At 32.7% G+C, this 22,033-nt stretch carries 20 protein-coding genes; 10 read left to right on the top strand and 10 right to left on the bottom strand.

The genetic code is table 11. From position 1 onward, the window contains the following. Positions 1–30: 30 nt before the first annotated feature. Together IEV63_RS06165 and IEV63_RS06160 are read right to left on the bottom strand one after the other, a co-directional pair. Positions 31–3,057: an AAA family ATPase gene (locus tag IEV63_RS06165; RefSeq protein WP_188405915.1), complete on the bottom strand. Its 3,027-nt coding sequence runs from the start codon at positions 3,055–3,057 to the stop codon at positions 31–33. Between the two features lie 2 nt (positions 3,058–3,059). After that, the gene (locus IEV63_RS06160) at positions 3,060–4,271 is read right to left on the bottom strand and encodes an exonuclease SbcCD subunit D C-terminal domain-containing protein (protein WP_188405914.1); all 1,212 of its coding nucleotides are present in this window, start codon (positions 4,269–4,271) and stop codon (positions 3,060–3,062) included. A gap of 122 nt (positions 4,272–4,393) precedes the next feature. On the opposite strand from IEV63_RS06160, the gene IEV63_RS06155 reads away from it, so the two are divergent. Next, complete coding sequence (locus IEV63_RS06155; RefSeq protein ID WP_188405913.1) at positions 4,394–5,509, top strand: NAD(P)/FAD-dependent oxidoreductase; 1,116 nt, start codon at positions 4,394–4,396, stop codon at positions 5,507–5,509. 258 nt (positions 5,510–5,767) lie between these two features. Continuing rightward, on the top strand, positions 5,768–6,229 hold the full coding sequence (locus IEV63_RS06150) for a hypothetical protein (RefSeq protein ID WP_229737195.1): 462 nt from the start codon (positions 5,768–5,770) through the stop codon (positions 6,227–6,229). A gap of 186 nt (positions 6,230–6,415) precedes the next feature. Here IEV63_RS06150 and IEV63_RS06145 read toward each other — a convergent pair whose 3' ends face one another. The 6 genes from IEV63_RS06145 to IEV63_RS06120 form a co-directional block, all read right to left on the bottom strand. Beyond that, complete coding sequence (locus IEV63_RS06145) at positions 6,416–7,474, bottom strand: nucleoid-associated protein (protein WP_188405912.1); 1,059 nt, start codon at positions 7,472–7,474, stop codon at positions 6,416–6,418. A gap of 84 nt (positions 7,475–7,558) precedes the next feature. Then, a complete protein-coding gene (locus tag IEV63_RS06140) occupies positions 7,559–8,083 on the bottom strand; it encodes an IS1096 element passenger TnpR family protein (RefSeq protein WP_188405911.1) in 525 nt (174 codons plus the stop codon). Positions 8,084–8,107: 24 nt separating this feature from the next. Beyond that, complete coding sequence (locus IEV63_RS06135; RefSeq protein WP_188405910.1) at positions 8,108–9,127, bottom strand: COX15/CtaA family protein; 1,020 nt, start codon at positions 9,125–9,127, stop codon at positions 8,108–8,110. Then, entirely contained in the window at positions 9,120–10,559 is a 1,440-nt protein-coding gene (locus IEV63_RS06130; protein WP_188405909.1) for a CCA tRNA nucleotidyltransferase, read from the bottom strand. Before IEV63_RS06130 ends, IEV63_RS06135 begins: the two co-directional genes overlap by 8 nt. 5 nt (positions 10,560–10,564) lie before the next feature. Then, on the bottom strand, positions 10,565–11,125 hold the full coding sequence (locus IEV63_RS06125) for an L-threonylcarbamoyladenylate synthase (protein WP_188405908.1): 561 nt from the start codon (positions 11,123–11,125) through the stop codon (positions 10,565–10,567). Positions 11,126–11,244: 119 nt separating this feature from the next. Then, entirely contained in the window at positions 11,245–12,006 is a 762-nt protein-coding gene (locus IEV63_RS06120) for a glycosyltransferase family 2 protein (RefSeq protein ID WP_188405907.1), read from the bottom strand. A 186-nt stretch (positions 12,007–12,192) separates the two neighbouring features. On the opposite strand from IEV63_RS06120, the gene IEV63_RS06115 reads away from it, so the two are divergent. Both IEV63_RS06115 and IEV63_RS06110 read left to right on the top strand, forming a co-directional pair. Next, positions 12,193–12,960: a lipopolysaccharide kinase InaA family protein gene (locus IEV63_RS06115; RefSeq protein WP_188405906.1), complete on the top strand. Its 768-nt coding sequence runs from the start codon at positions 12,193–12,195 to the stop codon at positions 12,958–12,960. A gap of 70 nt (positions 12,961–13,030) precedes the next feature. Then, the gene (locus tag IEV63_RS06110; protein ID WP_188405905.1) at positions 13,031–14,008 is read left to right on the top strand and encodes a class I SAM-dependent methyltransferase; all 978 of its coding nucleotides are present in this window, start codon (positions 13,031–13,033) and stop codon (positions 14,006–14,008) included. 5 nt (positions 14,009–14,013) lie between these two features. On the opposite strand, the gene IEV63_RS06105 is transcribed toward IEV63_RS06110, so the two are convergent. Continuing rightward, on the bottom strand, positions 14,014–14,829 hold the full coding sequence (locus IEV63_RS06105; RefSeq protein WP_188405904.1) for a 2,3,4,5-tetrahydropyridine-2,6-dicarboxylate N-succinyltransferase: 816 nt from the start codon (positions 14,827–14,829) through the stop codon (positions 14,014–14,016). An 86-nt stretch (positions 14,830–14,915) separates the two neighbouring features. Between IEV63_RS06105 and ruvX the strand changes: the two genes are divergently transcribed. The 5 genes from ruvX (at position 14,916) to prmC (ending at position 18,353) form a co-directional block, all read left to right on the top strand. Continuing rightward, positions 14,916–15,320: a Holliday junction resolvase RuvX gene (gene ruvX, locus IEV63_RS06100; protein WP_188405991.1), complete on the top strand. Its 405-nt coding sequence runs from the start codon at positions 14,916–14,918 to the stop codon at positions 15,318–15,320. A 3-nt stretch (positions 15,321–15,323) separates the two neighbouring features. Beyond that, positions 15,324–15,923: a sulfotransferase family 2 domain-containing protein gene (locus IEV63_RS06095; RefSeq protein WP_229737194.1), complete on the top strand. Its 600-nt coding sequence runs from the start codon at positions 15,324–15,326 to the stop codon at positions 15,921–15,923. Then, on the top strand, positions 15,920–16,510 hold the full coding sequence (gene def, locus IEV63_RS06090; protein ID WP_188405902.1) for a peptide deformylase: 591 nt from the start codon (positions 15,920–15,922) through the stop codon (positions 16,508–16,510). Before IEV63_RS06095 ends, def begins: the two co-directional genes overlap by 4 nt. A gap of 75 nt (positions 16,511–16,585) precedes the next feature. Further along, on the top strand, positions 16,586–17,092 hold the full coding sequence (locus tag IEV63_RS06085; RefSeq protein ID WP_188405901.1) for a DUF5606 family protein: 507 nt from the start codon (positions 16,586–16,588) through the stop codon (positions 17,090–17,092). A 415-nt stretch (positions 17,093–17,507) separates the two neighbouring features. Further along, a complete protein-coding gene (gene prmC, locus IEV63_RS06080; RefSeq protein ID WP_188405900.1) occupies positions 17,508–18,353 on the top strand; it encodes a peptide chain release factor N(5)-glutamine methyltransferase in 846 nt (281 codons plus the stop codon). A gap of 12 nt (positions 18,354–18,365) precedes the next feature. On the opposite strand, the gene IEV63_RS06075 is transcribed toward prmC, so the two are convergent. Next, a complete protein-coding gene (locus IEV63_RS06075; protein ID WP_188405899.1) occupies positions 18,366–19,403 on the bottom strand; it encodes a glycosyltransferase family protein in 1,038 nt (345 codons plus the stop codon). Positions 19,404–19,706: 303 nt separating this feature from the next. On the opposite strand from IEV63_RS06075, the gene recG reads away from it, so the two are divergent. Then, positions 19,707–21,812: an ATP-dependent DNA helicase RecG gene (recG, locus tag IEV63_RS06070; protein WP_188405898.1), complete on the top strand. Its 2,106-nt coding sequence runs from the start codon at positions 19,707–19,709 to the stop codon at positions 21,810–21,812. The last annotated feature ends 221 nt before the right edge of the window (positions 21,813–22,033 follow it).

Raw genomic sequence — 22,033 nt, 5'->3', positions numbered from 1 at the left:
CATCAATCTGCAATCAACAATCAGCAATCCCTAAATCACTTCTAAACTAGAATAGCCTTGGCCGTTTTTGCTTAATTTAATCTGGGTTTGGATGCGTTCTTTTAAAGCTTCAACGTGGCTAATTATGCCGATGGTTTTATTGCTTTCGGCTTGTAAGCGTTCTAAGGTGTCCAAAGTTTGATCTAAAGTTTCTGGGTCTAGTGTGCCAAAACCTTCATCAATGAACAAACTATCGATTTGCACATTTTTAGAAGCTAAATCGGAAAGTGCTAAAGCCAAGGCTAAACTGACCACAAAAGTTTCTCCGCCAGAAAGTGTTCGCACCGAACGGCGTTCGCTACCCATATGGAAATCTATAACTACTAAATCGCTTCCTTCATCTGGGCTTGGGCGATCTAATTGGTAGCGATCGTTTAGCTCTTTTAATTGAACATTTGCCATGCTTAATAAATGCTCTAAACTTAAATCCTGTGCAAAATCATTAAATTTTTTGCCTTCAGCATCACCGATTAATTCGGCCATAAGCAGCCAGTATTCGTTTCCTTTTTGTGTTTTTTTAATTGCTTTTTGAAGTGCTGAAATGCGTTCAAGTTTTTCTTTTTGTCGCTCAAGTTCGCTAAATAACCTTTTGCTGCTTTCTTCAATTTCTTGAATTTCTTCTGTAATTCGAGTTATATCTCCTTGAAGTTCATCCATAGATGTCGCTTTTATTTTTTGCGAAATAGTGGTCAACTCTTTCTCTATATGCTGTATTTTGGCTTTTGCATCAGAAACTTGTTGTGCTAACTTTTGTTGCTGATGCTGTAAATTTTGAAATTCTTGCTCGCTTAATCTAGCAGCTAAACTGGCATCGATGCTTTTAAAACCTTTTCTAATTACTTTTTTCTCTAATTGTTTTGAAAAAACATCAAACTCATTAGCTAATTCTTTGTGTTTGTTTTTTAATCGAAGTTTTGTTTCTTTTTTACCTTCAATTTTTTCAGAAAGTTTATCCCAATTCGACTTTAGTTTTCCAACTTCATGATCGATATCAGATCCTTCATAAACTGAATTTAATTTATTTTTAGCAACTGTGCCTTGTTTTGTTAATTCTTGTAACTCACTTAGTTTTTCAGCAACATTTCTAGATAGCTCAATTTTCTCTTTATTTTTTTTAATCTGCTCTAAATTGCTTTGGTATTTTTTAAGTTGCTGTGCATAATCTTCCCAGTTTAATTTTCCTTTTTGCTTGCTTAAATCTGCGTAATGGGTTTCCCATTTTTGTTGTTCAGTAGCTAAATCTTCACTGGTTTTACGGAATTGTTGCCGATTGGTTTTGAGCTTGTTTTGTAAGCTTATTAGTTCTTCATTGAGCGTGTTTCGCTCTTTTTCGAATTGTTGAATCTTATGTTTTTGTTCCTTTATTTTAAGGTCTAAATCATCTTCTATTTTTGGCAAATGTTTCGCATACGGATGCATTTCAGACCCACACAACGGACAAGCTTCACCATTTTGTAAATAACTGCGTAACTTATCCAAATTAGCGATAGTTAGTTGGTGTTGTTTTTTTTCTTGAATTACATCTAATTTGAGTTGCTCTTTTTCAATTAGATTAATTTTACTTTCTAATCGATTGGGCAAATCTTTTAATTCTTGATTGCATTTTTTAATTTGCAATTCGTATTCTTCTGTTTGTGCTTTTAATTTGAATATGGCAGGTTCAAGTTGTTTAGCTTCAATGGCTTTCTCTAATAAATCTGCAATTTCAGATGAAGCAATTTTCTCATAATTTGCTTCAAATTGTTTAATTTGTAATTGAAGCTTATTTTCTTCTTTTTTCCATCTAGTCAAGTTCTCGTCTAATTCAATTTCAATTTCTTCAAGCGATTGATTTTTAAATTCGATATCCACTTTTCGTAGTTCATTCTTTAACGAATTCCAATGTAATTTGTATTCTTTCCTAACATCATTTAGTTGGTGAGTTAGTCGATTTACCTCTATTCGAAAAGCTTCCAAATGAGCAGTTACTTGTTTTAAGTCAATTTGATGCGGAAGTATATTTTGTATTGCTTTAATTAAGCTATCTTCTTCATTTTTAAGTTGTAATATGTTTTTTTGAATCTGTTCAGTTTCAATATATAATCTTTCTAGTTCTGTTTTTTTGTTTTTCCACTGCTGTAGTTCTTCTGCAAAAGCTTGTGTTTTACTATGTTTTTGAATTTTAACTTCATTAACGTTTAGAAAAACCTTTAATTCATTTTCAAATTTGAAGCTTTCTTCTTTAGTTGAAACTAGGTCTTTTGCAAGTCTGTTTTTCTCGTTTAACAGGTTTTGTTGCTGTAACAAAACTTCTTTTTCTTTGCTTCGTTTTTCTTTTTCAGCTTCTAATTTTTGATGTGCTACTTTTTTTTCATCAATTTCATTATTACCTAAAAGTTCTTCTTGGGTGTCCGCTATTCGGCGTTTATTTTCTTTAATTGCATCTTGTATGTGCTTTGCTTTTTCAAATGCTAACATACCTAGTTTTCGATAAATTTCGGTGCCGGTAATTTGTTCTAATATTTTTTTTCGCTCACTGTCTTTGGCTTGTAAAAATTTGGCAAATTCGCCTTGGGCCAACAAAATAGACTTGATAAATTGTTTGTAGCTTAAACCGATTAAAGCTTCATTTTGAGCAGGTACTTCAGACTTTTTTAAGTCAAATTCTTCATTCGAATGCAAATCTTTAATTCGCATTTCGTAATCATTTAAATTGTCGTTTCGGTTGTATTGAATATCCCAATGCGATAGAAATTTTCCCGCTGCAGATTCATAAATTACTTCAGCAAAAGCTTCTTTTTGGTGTCGAGTGATGACTGCTTTTGTTTTGGCTAATTCAGATTTCGAAACTTTATTCATTCGTGGAATTTGATTGAATAATGCCAAACAAATAACATCTAACAAGGTACTTTTACCGCTTCCTGTTGGTCCAGTAATGGCAAATAAAGAGTTCGATTGAAGCGGCTCTGCTTCAAAGTTTATGTGGTGTTCACCTTTTAGCGAATTGATGTTTTTAAAACGAATTTCTAAAATTTTCATGGTTAGTTGGTTTCTTCAATTTCTTGTAGCATGTTTTCAAGAAGGGAAAGTAAATTCGACTTTTGCTCTTGATTGAGTTCAGTTTCTAACAATCGTTTTTCAAACACATCTTTGGTTTTTAATTCACTTAGATTTTGGTTGGGTTTGGCAAGTGCTCCTAATTTTTGTTGTTTTTCTTTAAAATGGATACGGTGTTTTACAATTTGGTAGCCTTCTGTTGTAAAGTTTTCGATGCAGTTGTTTAATTCAAAAATAAGTTGCGGATTGTATTTCTCTTCTACCAATTCAATTTCAATAAAATGTGTTAGATTAGAATGTTTTTCTAATTTATTCAATTTAAGTTCAATGTCCTTCAAACTTCCTTTTAATTTAATTAGTTTTCGAAATACAGGAATTGTAATGGAAGTAGGTTCAAAACTAATTTCGGTATTAATTACTAAAATTCGTTTTTCATCTTTACGTTCACTAAACGAGAGTGGAATAGGCGAACCACTGTAATGTATCGGAATTTCTGCTTTTACTTGTTGTGGTTTGTGGATGTGTCCTAAAGCCACATACTTAAAGTAATTTCCAAATTCTCTCGACTCTACCGCTGCTTGATTACCAATCTGAATGTCGCGTTCACTTTCAGAAGTACTTACCCCGTGAGCAAACAAATGCCCCATGGCAATACACGGAATTTTAGGATAATTGCGCTCAGCTAATTCAGCTGCCTTTGTATAATATTTAGCAATTCCTTTCTTTAAATTTTGTAAACGTTCTTCGTAATTTTTAGCTACTTCAGCAGTTTGTAAATCTTTGTTTCTTAAAAAAGGTAATGCAGCAACAACCAATTCTACTTCTTTTTTAGCATTATAAATCGGCACCAAAATATCTTCTATTTTTTTGGGGAGATTTCCAAAAACTTGTACATTTAATTCAGCTAAAATAGATTTTGGTGCATTAAGCATGGCTGGAGAGTCGTGGTTTCCACCCGTGATGATGATTTGTAAACCCAAATTTTTCAACTTCAATAATGATTGATAATATAAACTTTTAGCTTCGTTTGAAGGATTTGCCAAATCAAAAACGTCGCCTGAAATTAACAAAACATCTATTTTTTGATCTTCAATTCTTAGGCAAAGCCAATTGATGAAAAGCTCAAAATCTTCAGCTAAGTCTTGTTTATGTAGCTTTTTGCCAATATGCCAGTCGGCGGTGTGAACGATCTTCATGACGGATTATTTTGATGTTGAAAATACACAAATCATCTATTTTTTAGACCATATCCAGACTCATTTAACTAAAAAGCAAAAATTGGAGTTGACTAACTTATCTTTGTTGAAAATTATTCAAATTGAATTTATCCTATTGGGAACAAAAATCTTGGTTTATTAATGTAGGTTTTTGCATTATTGGCAGCGGAATCGTTGGCTTATCTTGCGCGCTTCAATTGAAAAAAAAGCATCCTGCAGCTAATATTTTAATTCTAGAAAAAGGAATTTTACCACAAGGAGCCAGTACTAAAAATGCAGGTTTCGCCTGTTTTGGTAGTGTAAGCGAATTGCTTTCAGATTTAAAAAATCACAGCGAAAATGAAGTGGTAGATTTGGTAAAACAACGCGTTGCAGGACTGGAATTATTAAAAACTACTTTAGGTGAAAAACAGATCGATTACGATCAACAAGGTGGTTATGAAGTTTTTTTGAAAGAAGATGATTCACTTTTTGAAAATTGTAAGCAGCAAATTCCTTATCTAAATGAATTGCTTTATCCTGTTTTCAAAGAAAATGTCTTTCATTTGAAACCTGATACTTTTGCATTTAATAAAACTATTCCACATCAAATTTTTAATGCTTTTGAAGGCCAAATCGATACCGGTAAAATGATGCAAGCTTTGTTGAAGAAAGTACAAAGTCAAGGAATTTTGATATTGAATTCGGTTGAAGTTAAGTCGGTTATAAATGAAACCAATGCAGTCGAAATTCATTTAAAAAACTTTAGTTTTAAAGCGAAACAACTTTTTGTAGCTACCAATGCTTTTGCAAGTGAATTGTTAGATGTGGAGGTTACTCCTGCTCGAAATCAAGTAGTAATTACTCAACCTATTGAAAATTTACATATTAAAGGATCATTTCATTTAGATGAAGGTTTTTACTATTTTAGAAATATTCACAATCGTATTTTATTAGGTGGCGGCCGAAATATAGATAAAGCAGGAGAAACTACTTCAAAAATGGGCACCACAGAAGCTATTCAAACAGCTCTAGAAGATTTGCTAAAAAACGTAATTTTACCCAATCGAGAAGTTGAAATTGACCAACGTTGGAGTGGTATTTTGGGTGTAGGCAAACAGAAAAAACCCATCGTAAAACAAGTTAAAAACAAGGTGTACTGTGCAGTTCGCTTAGGCGGAATGGGCGTAGCAATTGGAAGCCAAATTGGAAAAGATTTAGCTAATTTAATGGAATGAGGTTTTAAATTATAAATTTTGAATTAGAAATTATAAATTAGTTTTGAAAAATGATGAATAGTTGCGAAAAAATATGAGTTCAGTAAATTAAAATATAAGTATTTTTATTATCTCTAATTTGTGAATACTTTTCATCCAGAGACCCTAAAACATTTTGCAAAGAAGGTTGGTTTTTATGTTTCTGATAATCAAAATTTTATGACTCTTAGCTTTTCCTTCTTTACAAACTTTGTATAAACTAAAATTTCAATTAAAAAAATGCATTTAAAACTAAACACCAAAATAGAAGCAAAAGCAGCTTGTCTAGAAAAAGTACAAGCTAAAATGCAAATTTGCCAAAGAGAATTAAATCAAATTCAACAAGATTTAGCTAACGAAACTAAAAGTAGCGCGGGTGATAAATATGAAACAGGACGAGCTATGTTACAAATTGAACGTGAAAAATTGGGAAAACAACTTTTAGAATTAGAACAATTACAAGCTTTTTTAAATGCAATTTCTACTGAGCAAAAGCATCGACGAATTCAATTGGGAAGCTTTTTACAAACTAGTCAATTCAACTATTTTATTTCGGTGAGTTTAGGCGAAATTCATTTGGGTGATTTTTCATTTTATGCCATTTCTAAACAAACACCCATTGCACAGGAATTATTAGGAAAAGCGAAAGGAAAAAAAATAAATTTTAGAAATACTTCTTTTGAGATTGAGCAAATAGTTTAGCTTAATTCTATATTATTTTGATGTTTAATTTTTAAATCAAATAAAATCTAGTGCATACATCACTAATATTACCTTCTACCTATTATGCTAAACTAAAACTGAAAACCAATCATCAAATTTTCAAATCAAAAATCAAAAAAAACTAAATTGTCAATCTTAAATCAAAAATCGTAAATCAGAATTCCCTTACTTCTTCTCTTCTTTATTAAAATACACCAAATAATAGTACATCTGTCTTTCCTCGTCCCAACCTTTTTCTATGAATTTTTCAGCGCTTTCACCACTTACAAAATCCATTTTAATTTGCACATGCGTATCTAAATTGATGACACTTTTCACCTTTTTTCGGGCATCAGTAACCGCAGAATTTGAAATCGGAAAATTGGCTAAATCTTCAATATTATATTTATTGCCTTGTTGTTCTTTGTAGTGTTTAAACTCAGGTTGTAAATCTGGATTTTCAATAACTTCACCAATAAATTTTTGTTCATCAAAATCATCATTACTGGCAAAATGATTCATGGCACGATTCATAAATAACACTTCTTGTTGCTTATCTTCGGCAGGCAAAACCACATCTTTAGCAAAGTTCTCACAAAATTTTAAATACTTCTTGGTGTAAAAATTTTCATCTTGAAAGAAGTCAACTCCCAAGAAACTTTCTAGCCAATATTTTGTATCGTATTTATTAGAATCTACCGATAAAATTTTATAGCCTTTGTCATCTTCTTTATTAATGATGAGTGCGCCTTTATCTAGCTTATTCAAATAAACACCTTGTTGCAGGATGATGTCTAAGTTGTTTTCTTTCTCATTAAATTGAAGAAAATCGTGTTTTAATTCAGATTTAAAAATACCAACTGCATCTACTTTTTCGTTATCGATAATTACATTTTCAAAATAAGTAACGTACACTTCACCACCTTTTATATGTTGATGAAGCGATTGTTCGTACAACAAAGTAGTTATTTTTTTCGAAACTTCGTGCGCTTGCAGTGGATTCAAAAAAATCTCTTTTACTAAATTGTATAAGGCATGAAATTCTAAATCAGTTTCATGCACAAATTGATAATAATTTTCTTCTTTATCGCGAAAAGATTTTAAAAAGTACTCTTTAATTAGCGGATTTAATTCATCTGAAAGTGGATAAGCTTCTTTAGATATAAATAGGTTTTCGTTTCTACTTTTGTTTCCTACACGGTGAACGGATAGGCTTTCTATTTGAGCTGAAAATAAGTTAATCATCTATTCTTGAATTTTGCACAAATATAGCATTTATACCGAAGCATAACTTAGAAGAAACAAATGACTGTATAAAAAATAATTTACCTAATTCCAATTTTGGTCAAAGTCGAAATCATCTAAATTTTCAAAGTCTTCATTATCAAAATCATCCTTCAACTCATCATCAAAGTCATCTAACTTTTCAGCTTCAAATTGTTTTTCTGGAGGTGAGTCTGGCAATTGTCCTTGCGCAAAAAGTAAATTTGGATAGTCGGTGGTATCTACAGGCGTAGCAATATCTCCCAATTCAACATAAAAAGTCCACATATTTAAAAAATCGTACACATAAATCAATTTAGTTTGCGATTTTGAAAGTACATCGGTTAGTTTAGTTTCATTCATTAATCTCGTACTACTTCTGCCTTCACTCACATCGAACAGTACAATTTCTTCGCCTTGATTCCATTCTTCATTGGCGATATAAAAGGATGCCATTTCGGTACCATCAAATCCAAAAGACTGGTTAATTACATTGTGTAAATCTTCTAAAGTATTGTCTTCTTTTATTTCGATATCTCGAAAAACATCATCCAATACATCTAATATTGCTCGTATTCTAAAAATTTTCATCTTAATTTGTTTTGTTTTTGAAAATTATGCTGATTTCAGTTGTGCTTTTTGTGCTTGCATAAAGATATAAAATTGTACCCCAAAAAATAGAGCTGCCATGACTAAATGTAAAGCTTGCATGCCAAAAAGAAAATCTAGATAATACATAGCCATACCTGATAAAACTTCAACAATTACAAGTAAAATTAATGCATTAGTCCAATTAAATCCTAAGTTTTTCTTTTTGTTGATATACCAAATTCCCAAGTTAATTAAAACAACAATTATTGAAAATGAGCGATGAATATAAAATTTAATACCTGGGTCTAATAGCCATTCGCTTTTTCCATTACTTCCCATTGCTCGAACCATTTCGTCTACACTTTGGCGCACTTGTGTTCCTAAGGCTACTTGAATTAACGAAAGTAAAATGCCAATACCTAATAAACTTCTAAACCTTGCGCTTGCGCGGTGTAAACGATTATCAATACTTGTTGCATTGAGCAAGTAAATTAATAAAGCGGTAATGATTAAGGCAACCAACATATGCATGGTTATTCTGGAAGGCAATAATTCTGAATATACTACAGTTGCTCCCAGCCAAGCTTGAAATAACAATAAACCTAAGGTGAAAAATGAAACTAGCGTAATGCGTTTTCTTACTTTCCATTTTTTAATAGAAAGTAAAGCCATTATTAAGACCGCTAAACCCGATAAAGCACCAAGTAAACGGTTTATGTATTCAATCCAAGTGTGGGTTGCATTAAAGGTAGAGTAGGAGTGTTTTTCGTATTTTTTCCAGTTGTTTAGATTAAAATCTTTTCCAGAAGTAAAATTGGTTTGGGCTACTTTTAAAGCTTCACCATACACAATAATTTGTCCTTTAAAATAATCTTGATTGGCTTGCCAGGTTATTTTAGCTTCTTGGGTTGGAGGAATTAAATATCCGAAACATTTAGGCCAATCAGGACAACCCATTCCGCTGCCCGTCATACGCACAACCGCACCAGCAACGATAACTAAATAAATAATTATTAGCGAAATTTTAATCCATTTTCTATACATCTTCTCTTTTCTTCACATTATATCCTAAGTCTTCTGCTTGTTGAAAAATATAGTTTTTTGCAGCTTCATATTCATTAGGGATTTTTCCATCTAAAATAGCTTCTTTAACTGTAGATTTCAATTGACCAACTTCTTTACCTGGGTTTAAATCGAACCATTCAATAATTTCTGTACCTGAAATAGGTGGTTGAAAGTTACGCACATGGTCTCGTTCTTCTACTTCTTTTATTTTTTGCCGAACTTTTTTGAAGTTGTTGTGGTATTTTTTAAAACGCTTAGGATTTTTGGTGGTAATATCTGCTTCGCAAAGCATCATTAAATCTTCTAGGTAATCGCCAGCATCAAAAATTAATCTTCTAACTGCCGAATCGGTTGTTTCTTCATCTACAACCGCAATAGGTCTAGAACTTAGCAAGACCAATTTTTGTACAAACTTCATTTTATCGTTCAGCGGAAGCTTTAAGCGTTTAAAAATTTGAAACACCATTTTAGCGCCCATAAATTCATGTCCATGGAAAGTCCAGCCGTTTCTTTTAGTAAATTTTTTGGTAGGTGCTTTTCCAATATCGTGAAGTAATGCTGCCCAACGAAGCCATAAATCGTCAGTTTCTTTAGCTATATTATCTACTACTTCTAAGGTATGCCAGAAGTTATCTTTATGGCGTTGGCCATCAATTTCATCGATACCTTTTAAAGCTAACAGCTCTGGTAAAATGGAATGAAGTAATTTGGTTTTGTGTAATAACTTTAAACCCACAGAAGGAACTTCACTCAACATAATTTTGTTGAATTCCGTCATGATGCGTTCTTTAGAAACGATTTTTATGCGGTTTGCATTTGTGGTAATTGCATTTAAAGATTGCAATTCAATTTTGAAGTTTAACTGACTTGCAAAGCGAATGGCGCGCATCATCCGTAGCGGATCGTCTGAATAAGTAAGTTCAGGGTCTAATGGGGTTTTAATTAACTCTTGTCCTAAATCTGAAATGCCATTAAACGGGTCTAATAAGTTGCCCAAATCATCGCTATTCAGTTGAAGCGCTAGTGCATTAATGGTAAAATCACGACGATTCTGATCGTCTGTCAATGTCCCTTGTTCTACTTCTGGATTACGAGAATTCTCGTTGTATGATTCTTTTCTAGCTCCTACAAATTCAATTTCAGCATCAAAGGCTTTGAGCATGGCTGTACCATAAGTTTTAAAAATTTGTACTTTAGGTTTGTTGGGTAATTTAGCAGCAACTAATTTTGCCAATTCAATTCCGTTACCTACAGCAACAACATCAATATCATTTTTATTTCCACGATTTAAAAAGAAATCTCTAACAAAGCCACCAATTACAAAAGTTGACAAATTCAATTCGTCTGCTGCTTCTGTAATAAATTCAAAAATAGGATGTGTTAAGGCTTCTTTGTAATTGGGTATTGCCATATTCTTTACTTTCTAATCACTTGTACTTTTCCGTCTAAATCTAGTTTTATAATGGTAGATGGCTTGTCGTTTTTAAGGTTGCGATCAAAATCAACTATATAATCTACACTATCTTTAATGCGTTGGCTAATTTCACTAAAACGCATAGGTGTTGGTTCGCCGCTAAAATTTGCAGATGTAGAAACAATGGGTTTTCTAAATTTTTTCAGTAATTTATTACAAAATGCATTTCGACAAACCCTTATGCCAAGCGTGTTATCATCGTTAATTACATTCATAGCCACACGAATAGGGTCAGGATAAATTATGGTTGTCGGTTTGTCGGCATATTTTAAAATATCGTATGCCATTTCAGGAATTTCTTCTACATATTGATTCAGCATTTTAAAATCGCTAACCAAACAAATTAAGGATTTTGCTTGAGCTCGTTTTTTTAATGCAAGTACTTTATCTACTGCGTTGGCATTGGTTGCATCGCATCCAATTCCCCAAACGGTATCGGTTGGGTATAAAATAAGTCCACCGCGCTTTAGCACTTGTATGGTTTGTTCGATTTCTTCGCGCATTTCAATTTTTTTGCAAAGTTACAGCTTTGTAGATTATTTTGCTTGTATTAAAGTTGCTTTAAAGAAAAAATTAAAACAAAGTAGTTGTTTAAGATAAGGCCTATGGTCTAAGCTAAAGTTTAGTGTTTATTTTTTTGTTGAAGCTCATATAATTTTAAATATTTAAGGAAAGTGTTGTAATAAGCTTGTTTGCAAATTACCCAACCATATAAACCGTCTAAAACACCAAGTTTTAAAAAGTAAGCTTTAAAAAAAGCCCAAGCAGGTCTAAAAACAATTTTGGAAACAGAAGATTTTTTACCAAGTTGGTAATATGCATTGGCTGAAATAGTAGAAAATCGATCTACTTTTTGGTTATGTTCTGTAAAATCTCTGTAAATCCAATGTAAAATATCACCTTCTACTTTTCCAATACTTTTTGAATTGTATACTTTGTAAGAATCATGCGGATTAATACCTCTCCATTCACCTTTTCCTTTTTTAAACAAGCGTAATTTTTTATCGGGATACCAATGCGAATGTTTTACCCAATAGCCACCATAATTGTTTCTGCGGTTGCAAAAATAACCATCGTAAACCCAATTCTTTTTTAAATTTAAGATTGATTTTTGTAAGTCTTCAGAAAGTGCTTCATCACCATCGAGCGACAGGATATAATCGTTTGAAGCTTGTGTAATGGCAAAGTTTTTTTGTTCTAAATAACCAAGGAATTTTTGCTCGATGAATTTGACTTTAAATTTTTGACAAATCTCTTTAGTGCGATCTGTAGAATAGGAATCTACTACCACAATTTCATCTGCAACATCGATTATAGATTGTAAACACTTTTCCAAATGTTCTTCTTCATTAAAAGTAATTATTACAGCAGAAAGTTGAATCATTAGATTAATTATGTTTTCAGTAAATTAAATTTATAACAAATACAAGTTTGCCAAAAATACTATTAAAACGAAGCAAAATAAAATTTAGAGAAAAAATAAAACTCTTAAAGCAATAATAGTTAGCCTTCCAATTGAAGATGCTTAGCATCCAAAAAAAAGTATATTTGCATTTAGGATACAACATGCATGGGTAAAAACTTTCAAATTCAGAAAGAATTTATAAATATAGAACACGAAGTGAAAAGCTTCATCAATAATTTTGATGTGGTTGGTGAAACTATTTATAAAGGCAATAGAAATGAATTAAAAACCCATCAAATAAAGCAATTAACCATTAATATAAAACGATTTAAAACACCGCATTTGGTTAACCGAATCGCTTATCGATGGTTTAGAAAATCGAAAGCAGAACGTTCATTTTTATATGCAAAAATGCTTTTAGAAAAAAATGTCGGAACCCCGAAACCCATTGCTTATCAAGAAAAATTTAATGCTTTTGGTTTGCTTAAAAGTTACTATATAAGTGTACAACAAGCATATGATTTAACTTTTAGAGAGTTAATAGAACTACCGGATTATCCAAATCGGGAAGAAATTTTGCGACAGTTTACCGCCTTTACTTTTCATTTTCATAATCAAGGCGTTTTTTTCTTGGATCATTCACCAGGAAATACCTTAATTGAAAAACTAGGATATGGAAATTATGCTTTTTATTTAGTCGATTTAAATCGCATGCAGTTTAAAACTTTAACTTACGAAGAACGACTTAAAAATTTTGCAAGATTATCTCCTACTTACAACATGGTAAAAATCATGGCTGATGAATATGCGAAATTAATTCAAAAAAATCCCGAAGCAGTATTTGCACAAATGTGGAACGAAGTAGAAGCTTTCCAGACAAAATTTAATAAAAAACACGAATTGAAAAAGAAGTATCGTTTTTGGAAAAAATAAAACCATTTTATTTATATTGCATTTTAAGCTTAAAATAAGCCTGTTAAGTACTAAAAATTAAAATATATTAATGTATAATGTTACTAAAAAACACATATGTAAAGTATGTACTAGTACAAAAAAACACAAGCAATTTTTAGTTAAAGAAATGATGTTTGGTTTTAGAGATGAGTTTACTTATTTTCAATGTACAGATTGTGGTTGCTTGCAAATAGATGAAGTTCCTAATAAATTAAATAAGTATTATCCAGATAATTATTACAGTTTTGGTAAATACAATGGTAAAAAGTTTAGGGGAATAGTTGGGCGGCTCAATAAACTACGCTATCAGCATTTATGGACAGGGCCTAAGCTCATAAAAGCTATTTTAAAATTATTTTCTGGAAATAAATTTTTTATTTTTAATGACCTTAATATTGATAAAAAAACAAAGATTTTAGATGTTGGTTGCGGAGGCGGTAAGAAGTTTTTGTACCCCTTAGCTGAAGCTGGTTTTATAAATATTAAAGGATGTGATCCTTTCTTAAAAAATACAATACAATATGAAAATGGATTAACCATAGAAAAATCATCCATTTTCGACTTAAGAGGTTATTGGGATATAATTACCTTTCACCACTCTTTTGAACATGTGCCAAACCCATTAGATTTCTTAAATAAAGTATATGAACTCTTAGAACCAGATGGGATTTGCATTATTAGAATTCCTACCGTTTCATCATATGCATGGGAACATTATGGAGTGAATTGGGTGCAACTGGATGCACCAAGGCATTTATTACTTCATTCTTACAAAAGCATTAAATTGCTAGGTAAAAAGTGTAAATTAAAACTTTTTAAGTGTGTTTACGATTCTTATCATTTTCAGTTTACGGGAAGTGAAAAATATATAAAGAATATACCTTTAAGAAGGTCGAAAAATATTGGATTAGTAGACTTTACTAAATCTAAAATACAACAGAAAAAATATGAGCGTAAAGCTCAAAACTTAAATAAAGAAAGCAGAGGAGACCAAGCTGCCTTCTTTTTTAAAAAATCGTTAAATTAGTTCGATTAAACAGCTACATCATAGGTTCGCAATGCATCGTTTAAAGATGTTTTTTTATTGGTGCTTTCTTTGCGTTTCCCAATAATCAACGCACAAGGCACATTAAATTCTCCAGCAGGAAATTGTTTGGTATAACTACCCGGAATTACCACTGAACGAGCAGGAACAATTCCTTTCATTTCTTTAGGTTCGTTTCCAGTAACATCTATAATTTTTGTTGAAGCAGTTAATACCACATTGGCTCCTAAAACCGCTTCTTTTTCAACTTTTACACCTTCTACTACAATAGACCTTGAGCCCAAAAAAGCATTGTCTTCTATAATAACAGGTGCAGCTTGAAGTGGCTCTAAAACACCACCGATTCCTACACCGCCAGAAAGATGTACGTTTTTACCGATTTGTGCACAACTTCCTACGGTAGCCCAAGTGTCTACCATGGTGCCTTCATCTACATAAGCACCAATGTTTACATAACTCGGCATCATAATCACACCGCTAGAGATGTAAGCACCGTGGCGAGCAACTGCATTGGGTACAACCCGAATTCCACGTTCTTTGTAGCCTGTTTTTAAAGGCATTTTGTCGTGGTATTCAAAAATGCCGGCTTCCATGGTCTGCATTTTTTGAATCGGGAAATATAAGACTACGGCTTTTTTTACCCATTCATTTACTTGCCAACCCTTTTCGGTAGGTTCTGCACAACGTAATTTTCCTTGATCTAGAAGTTCAATTGCTTCTCGGATTGCTGAAATGGTTTGCTCATCTTTCAAAAGTTCTCGGCTTTCCCAAGCTTGTAGTATGGTATTTTGTAAATCTTGCATCTTCAATTTTTTCGCAAATATAAAGCTTCAAATAGCAAATCTATACAATTGTGATAGAAGTATTACATTTGCATAAAATTTAGATGATGGGTCGAATTATGGCTATCGATTTTGGAATGAAACGAACAGGTATTGCTGTTACCGACGAATTGCGTTTAATCGCATCGGGTTTAACTACGGTTTTAACCAAAGATTTAATGTCTTTTTTAGAAGATTACTTCAATAAAGAAAAAGTAGAAGAGTTGGTAGTTGGTCAACCTACGCATGCCGACGGAATCCCTTTGCCTATCGAAAAAAATATTCAATTTTTTATTGAAGATTTTGAAATTAAATTCCCAGAAATTCAAGTAAAAAGAGAAGACGAACGTTTTACATCCAAAATGGCTTTTCAAACCATGATTGATGGTGGATTAAAACGAAAAAAAAGACGCGATAAAGCTACCATCGATCAAGTTAGTGCTACGCTTATTTTACAATCTTATATGCATTAATTTATGCCGCATTTTTATAACAAAAAGGAAAAATATTACATCAGCGTCAACTTTAAAGTGATGTATTCTAGCTTGCGTAAACAGAAGCATTTAAAAAAAGTAAAGCCTTTTTGGTTGCAACTTAGTTCCAAACCCAAATATGTAATTGGTCGAAATCCATACACGCGTTTAGAGTCTTTTTACCGTGATAAATTGAATAAAGATTTAGACCAAACTAGTTATTGGTTGCGCAGTCAGAAAATATTTTTTGAGCCTTTAGGAATAAAAAAATCGGCAAGTATTGACGAAAAATACCAAGCATTAAAAGCGATTAGTTTTTCAGAATTCATTCATTTATTGCCTGAGGTTTATATGAATAATAGACATTTGCATCCGCAATATAAAATTTTTAAAAACTTGAAGGTTGCTAAAAAAATGAAAATGGAAATGCAAGCCGACCGAGATTTTGTTGAACAAAAATTAAAGTTAGACTTAAGTAAAAAAGTAAATACAACCGAAAAAGCGAAATTCGATTTACAATGGGACCAATCCATGAATGAAATTGTTAATCAACTTTATAAATTAGATTTTGAATATTTTAATTACAAAAAAAATAAGCTATGATACTTCCCATAATTGCCTACGGAAATCCAGTTTTAAAGAAAAAAGCCAAATCGATTTCAGAAGATTATCCCCAATTAAACGAATTGATTAACAATATGTGGGAAACCATGTACAATGCCAGTGGTGTAGGCTTAGCTGCTCCACAAATCGGTTTGCCTATCCGTTTGTTTGTAGTAGATGCAACTCCTTTTGCCGAAGATGATGATTTGTTAGAAAACGACCAAGAAGATTTAAAAGATTTTAAAAAAGTGTTTATTAATCCAACTATTTTAGAAGAAGAAGGTAACGAATGGGATTTTAACGAAGGTTGCTTAAGTATTCCGGATGTACGCGAAGACGTGTTTAGAAAGCCTAAAATAAAAATTGAATATTTTGACCAAGATTTTAACAAGCATGTAGAAGAATTAGATGGCTTAGCCGCTCGAGTAGTACAACACGAGTACGACCATATTGAAGGTGTTTTGTTTACCGATAAACTTTCTGCTTTTAAAAAGCAGTTAATTAAAGGGAAATTGGCTAACATTGAAAAAGGGAAAGTAAAAGTTTCTTATAACATGAAGTTTCCAAAAGCAAAAAAAAGAAGATAATTTTAAAATTAAGCAGTTATTAAGCATTGCTATTAGCAACTTAGATTGCATATTTGCCAACCAAAAAATATATACATGGACATCAATAAAATTTTATCCATTGGAGGACGCCCAGGTTTATGGGAAATGAAAGCACAAACTCGTGGTGGTGTGCTAGCCGAATCTTTAATCGATGGAAAAAAAATTCCTGTGAATGTAAAGAACAACATAAGTATGTTGGGTGAAATTTCAATTTATACCTACGCAGAAGAAGTTCCATTACGCGAAATTTTTCAAAAAATAGGAGAGAAAGAAAACTTCGGAAAAGCCATAGATCACAAATCGTCTAAAACGGATTTAATTGAATATTTTAGAGCAATTTTACCGGAATTTGATGAAGATCGCGTTTACCAAAGCGACATTAAAAAAATTATACAATGGTATAATATATTAGCAGAAAAAGGTTTTACCACTTTTGTGGAAGCTGAAGAAGAGTCAACTGAAAATTCTACAGAAGAAAAGGAAAAAGGAGAAAAGACGGAAGGAGAAGAAACGAAAGCAGAAAAGACAGAAGGAGAAAAGACTTCCAAAAAATATCAATAGGAAATCGTACTTTTAAGCGGTCTAAGCCAACTTAGGCCGTTTGTTTTTTGATATAAAGTTACGTTTAATATATGTTTCAGCATCGAGCATCTCAGTACTTCGGCATAAACTCAGTCGAGATGCATACCGTTCTCGACTTCGCTCGAACTTAAAACAACGTATTGATAATCTGTTTTTTATTTTAAAATGTCAATGGTAGCCTGCCTGCAGAAGGCAGATGATTTTTTTTATGCGTTAGTGAAAAAAATTGCACTTTGACTAAGCTCAGCAGAACTATCGAGAATAATATTATGAACAAAAAACGCTGTTCTCGATACAAATTTCTTACTGAAATTTACTCGAACTGACATGTTTTTTAAATAATGCATTACTGGTTAAATTATATCAATTAATCGCTTAATTCAATTTAACTATTTTGAAACTAAAAGAATTACAAAGTCAATTTGCAAAAGAATTAACCGAAATCTATCCTAAAACAGAGATTAGGACTTTTTTAAATTGGTTAGTTGAAGCTTATTTAGGTTGGAATACAACCCAAATGCTACTAAACTCGCAGGAAGAATTAGCTAAAGAAAAAGTACAACTTTTTCAAGAAGCTTTAAGCGAATTAAAAAAGCAAAAACCCATACAATATATCTTGGGTGAAACAGAATTTTATGCCTTGCCTTTTAAAGTAAATGCTTCAGTTTTAATTCCACGGCCAGAAACCGAAGAATTAGTCGATTGGATTATAGAAGATTATACAAACACTACAGAAAAAATTGATATTACTGAAATTGGAACCGGAAGCGGCTGCATTGCTACAAGCTTAGCCAAAAACAACACCAACTTTAGGCTAACTGCCTACGATATTTCTACGGAAGCGCTTGCCATTGCCGAACAAAATGCAAAGCTTAATCAAGTTACAATCAATTTTAAGCAACAAGACATTTTACAACTTCAGCAGCTTCCAGATCAAGTAGATGTTTTGGTTTCAAATCCGCCCTATGTAAAAATGGATGAACGCAAATTAATTCGATCTAACGTATTCGATTATGAACCGCATTTGGCTTTATTTGTAGAAAACGATTCAGCTTTGATTTTTTATGAAAAAATAATTGAATTGGCTTTACAGCAGGAAAAAATCCCAACTGTTTATGTAGAAATCAATCAGGCTTTAGGAGATGAAACACGAGCTTTGTTTGAAAATGCTGGATTTAAAGATGTAAGTCTAAAAAAAGATATTTTCCATAAACCTAGAATGATTAAGGCGATATTTTAATATTCATTTGCCTTAGTTAGCACTTTTGTGTTGCTTTAAAATTGAAAGAAATCGCTGAGCAACTTCAACTTCGTTATAGTCGATTCGCAATAATTTTTCTGCTGCTAAACCTACTTTTTTAATCTGCTCTGGATTTTCTTTTAAATTTTTTATTTTTTCTGCCATGTCTTTAGGCGAATTATCACAAAGTACAATATTTTTTTGATCTGTAAAAAGCTCTTTAATTCCGTCTGTGTGCTTCGTTAGTATGCACTTACCAATTGATGCATAGTGGTAAACTTTATTAGGTATTACCATATCTGCTTTTTTTGAGTTGCCAAAAATTCCAAGACACAAATCGAACGAATTAATGAGTGGACTGAGTTTTTCGTATTTAACTTTACCATGAAAATGAATATTGGTTAGATTCCATTTTTTGGCTAGTTGTTTTGCTTTTTTGAAGGTGTATCCATCGCCGATAATTTCAAAAAACAGATCTTTTTCATCTTTCAGTAAATAGGCAGTTTCTATAATTTTATCGGTTCCTTGCAGAGGAATAAAACTCCCATAGAAGCCAACAATAAAATTAGGATTGGCATTACTTTCTTTTTTTTGCTTAAAAAAAGTTTTTGTATCTGCACCAATATACAATGTATGCACTTTTTGAGTTTTTAGTTGAAACTTTTTAATAAAATAGTCTCGATGTGCATTGGTATCTGCTAGTAAAATATCTGCTTTTGAAAATGGAATTTTATCTAAAAAATATTTTACGGGTAATTTCCAAAATTGGCCATAGTCTGCTTTGGTAAGGTATTTTGAAATTAATGGATCAAAAACAATGGGTTTATTGGTATGTTTCTTAATATAACTTACATCGGCATGACGCATTGGTGGAATGTAAATATAATCAACTTCTTTATCCAATTGCTTTAGCAATTTCAAGTTATCGCTTTTCCCTTTTTTAATCTTTAATTCAATTACTTCAACATCAATTAGCTGTTCTAAACCTGCTTTGATAACTTTTACTCGATTGTAATCTAATTTCGATTTTCCTGCAAAAAGAATTTTCATATTTCTTTAAATTCTACACAAAGGTAATTTTAAAATTAGCATTTAAACTTGATTTTCAACTTAAAAACCAATTTCAATTTTACTTGCGCAAGGGATTGCAATGTAAGCCTGCAGCAAAAAACAGTTAGCTTTGCGGTGATGTGGTGGCGATTTTATGAGCCGCAGCATTGCCAACAAAGCTTTGTTTTTGCGAAGTCTTTTAAATGGAAAGCCCGACCCCAATTTTTTTTATTGGGGTTGCGCCCAAAAAAACATTCTAATTTTAGTGCTGTAAGAAAAAGTTAGTTTTTGTATTTTCGTTTAATGAATGCGCAAGATTTACAAGCTCCCGTAGATTATTTAAAAGGTGTTGGTCCGGCAAGAGCTGACTTGTTGCGAACGGAATTGAATATTCATAAATTTCAAGATTTGTTGAGTTTGTTTCCGAATCGATACATCGACCGCACGCGTTTTCATAAAATAGCTGAATTGCAAAATGCGAATGCCGAAGTGCAAATTATCGGTAAAATTACCACTGTAAAAATGGTGCCACAAAAACGCGGAAAGCGAATGGTAGCCGTTTTTGAAGATGAAACTGGGCAAATGGAGTTGGTTTGGTTTCGCGGCCATAAATGGATACGAGAAAATATAAAAACCAACACGCCTTATGTGGCTTTTGGGAAATTGAAATGGTTTGGCAACAGAGCGAGTATGCCACATCCAGAATTGGATTTGCTAGAAGAATACCAAAGCAAAAAAGCTCAACGCATGCAGCCGGTGTATCCTTCTACTGAAAAATTACAGAAAAAAGGTTTGACCAACCGCAGCATGAACAACATTATGTTTAATTTGCTAAAGCAATGCACAGCAGGTTTTACTGAAACTTTACCAGAAAGCGTTCTGCAGAAACACAAGTTAGTTTCTAAAACCAAAGCGATATTTAATGTGCATTTTCCGGCTACAATTAATGATTTAGAAAAAGCAAAATTCAGATTAAAATTTGAAGAATTTTTCTACATTCAATTGCAATTGATACGTAAAAATTTACTGGCTAAAAAGAAAATTAAAGGCTTTCCGTTTCCCGAAGTGGGCGATTATTTTTTAGATTTTTATAAAAACTACCTGCCATTTGAATTGACCCATGCGCAAAAACGCGTTTTAAAAGAAATTCGTCGCGACTTAAACAGTGGCGCACAAATGAACAGATTGTTACAGGGCGATGTGGGTTCAGGCAAAACCATTGTTGGATTTTTAAGCATGCTAATTGCACTTGGAAATGGCTTTCAGGCTTGCATGATGGCGCCTACTGAAATTTTGGCGATACAACATTATGAAGGCATTTCTGAGTTAGCTGAGAAAATGGGTATACACGTAAAATTACTCACCGGCTCAACCAAAACGAAAGCTCGAAGAATTTTGCACGAAGAACTAGAATCGGGTGAATTACAGATTTTAATCGGTACGCATGCCTTAATTGAAGACAAAGTAAAATTTAAAAATTTAGGTTTAGCCATTATCGATGAACAACACCGATTTGGTGTGGCACAACGGGCAAAATTATGGAAGAAAAACACCTTACCACCGCATGTTATGGTAATGACGGCGACGCCCATTCCACGAACTTTAGCGATGAGCGTGTATGGCGATTTAGATATTTCGGTAATAGATGAATTGCCACCCGGCAGAAAACCCATTCAAACGGTTCATCGGTATGATTCCAATCGTTTAAAAGTCTTTAAATTTTTAAAAGATGAAATTACCAAAGGAAGACAAGTTTATGTGGTGTATCCTTTAATTGAAGAATCAGCTAATTTTGACTATAAAGATTTAATGGATGGCTACGATAGTATTGTACGCTACTTTCCGAAACCCGATTACCAAGTTTCTATAGTTCACGGTAAAATGAAGCCAGAAGATAAAGCTTTTGAAATGCAGCGTTTTGTAGAAGGAAAAACCCAAATTATGGTCGCTACTACGGTAATTGAAGTGGGCGTAAACGTCCCGAATGCCAGCATCATGTTAATTGAAAGCGCGGAGCGTTTTGGACTGTCTCAATTGCACCAATTACGTGGTAGAGTAGGACGTGGAGCAGAACAAAGTTATTGTGTTTTACTTACGGGACATAAAATTAGCAAAGACGGAAAAACCCGCTTAGAAACCATGACGCAAACCAACGATGGCTTTAAAATTGCGGAAGTCGATTTAAAATTACGTGGTCCAGGCGATTTAATGGGAACACAGCAAAGCGGTGTTTTGCAATTGAAAATAGCCGATTTGGTGCAAGATGGTTCTATTTTAGCTTTAGCTAGAAAAGAAGCACACCTATTATTAAAAGAAGACCCGAGCTTGGAATCGCCCGAAAATAGCATGGTTAATTTTACCTACCAAAGCAGCATGAAAAATAAGCAGTTTTGGAATTATATTAGTTAGTCTAATTTTAATTAAAGAATTTTCTTCGTGTTCTTAGCGAATCCTTTGCGGACTTTGCGAAAAAAAAAGGGATTTCTTTATAAACTGTTGAATTTTATTGTTTCCTGAAATTATGTCGCTCCTGACGGAGCTATTGTGATGTTGCTCCTGACGGAGCTATTGTGATGTTGCTCCTGACGGAGCTAATATTATATCGCTCCTAACGGAGCTAATATTATATC

This window comes from Psychroflexus salis, assembly GCF_014640175.1.
In the GTDB taxonomy this organism is placed as follows: domain Bacteria; phylum Bacteroidota; class Bacteroidia; order Flavobacteriales; family Flavobacteriaceae; genus Psychroflexus; species Psychroflexus salis.
This window is presented reverse-complemented; position numbering and strand designations above follow the sequence as displayed.

Excerpts from the sequence above, each read along its gene's own strand:
- IEV63_RS06165 (WP_188405915.1), bottom strand. The coding sequence starts at position 3,057 with ATGAAAATTTTAGAAATTCGTTTTAAAAACATCAATTCGCTAAAAGGT.
- IEV63_RS06160 (WP_188405914.1), bottom strand. The coding sequence starts at position 4,271 with ATGAAGATCGTTCACACCGCCGACTGGCATATTGGCAAAAAGCTACAT.
- IEV63_RS06150 (WP_229737195.1), top strand. The coding sequence starts at position 5,768 with ATGCATTTAAAACTAAACACCAAAATAGAAGCAAAAGCAGCTTGTCTA.
- IEV63_RS06145 (WP_188405912.1), bottom strand. The coding sequence starts at position 7,474 with ATGATTAACTTATTTTCAGCTCAAATAGAAAGCCTATCCGTTCACCGT.
- IEV63_RS06140 (WP_188405911.1), bottom strand. The coding sequence starts at position 8,083 with ATGAAAATTTTTAGAATACGAGCAATATTAGATGTATTGGATGATGTT.
- IEV63_RS06135 (WP_188405910.1), bottom strand. The coding sequence starts at position 9,127 with ATGTATAGAAAATGGATTAAAATTTCGCTAATAATTATTTATTTAGTT.
- IEV63_RS06130 (WP_188405909.1), bottom strand. The coding sequence starts at position 10,559 with ATGGCAATACCCAATTACAAAGAAGCCTTAACACATCCTATTTTTGAA.
- IEV63_RS06125 (WP_188405908.1), bottom strand. The coding sequence starts at position 11,125 with ATGCGCGAAGAAATCGAACAAACCATACAAGTGCTAAAGCGCGGTGGA.
- IEV63_RS06120 (WP_188405907.1), bottom strand. The coding sequence starts at position 12,006 with ATGATTCAACTTTCTGCTGTAATAATTACTTTTAATGAAGAAGAACAT.
- IEV63_RS06115 (WP_188405906.1), top strand. The coding sequence starts at position 12,193 with ATGGGTAAAAACTTTCAAATTCAGAAAGAATTTATAAATATAGAACAC.
- IEV63_RS06110 (WP_188405905.1), top strand. The coding sequence starts at position 13,031 with ATGTATAATGTTACTAAAAAACACATATGTAAAGTATGTACTAGTACA.
- IEV63_RS06105 (WP_188405904.1), bottom strand. The coding sequence starts at position 14,829 with ATGCAAGATTTACAAAATACCATACTACAAGCTTGGGAAAGCCGAGAA.
- ruvX (WP_188405991.1), top strand. The coding sequence starts at position 14,916 with ATGGGTCGAATTATGGCTATCGATTTTGGAATGAAACGAACAGGTATT.
- IEV63_RS06095 (WP_229737194.1), top strand. The coding sequence starts at position 15,324 with ATGCCGCATTTTTATAACAAAAAGGAAAAATATTACATCAGCGTCAAC.
- def (WP_188405902.1), top strand. The coding sequence starts at position 15,920 with ATGATACTTCCCATAATTGCCTACGGAAATCCAGTTTTAAAGAAAAAA.
- IEV63_RS06085 (WP_188405901.1), top strand. The coding sequence starts at position 16,586 with ATGGACATCAATAAAATTTTATCCATTGGAGGACGCCCAGGTTTATGG.
- IEV63_RS06075 (WP_188405899.1), bottom strand. The coding sequence starts at position 19,403 with ATGAAAATTCTTTTTGCAGGAAAATCGAAATTAGATTACAATCGAGTA.
- recG (WP_188405898.1), top strand. The coding sequence starts at position 19,707 with ATGAATGCGCAAGATTTACAAGCTCCCGTAGATTATTTAAAAGGTGTT.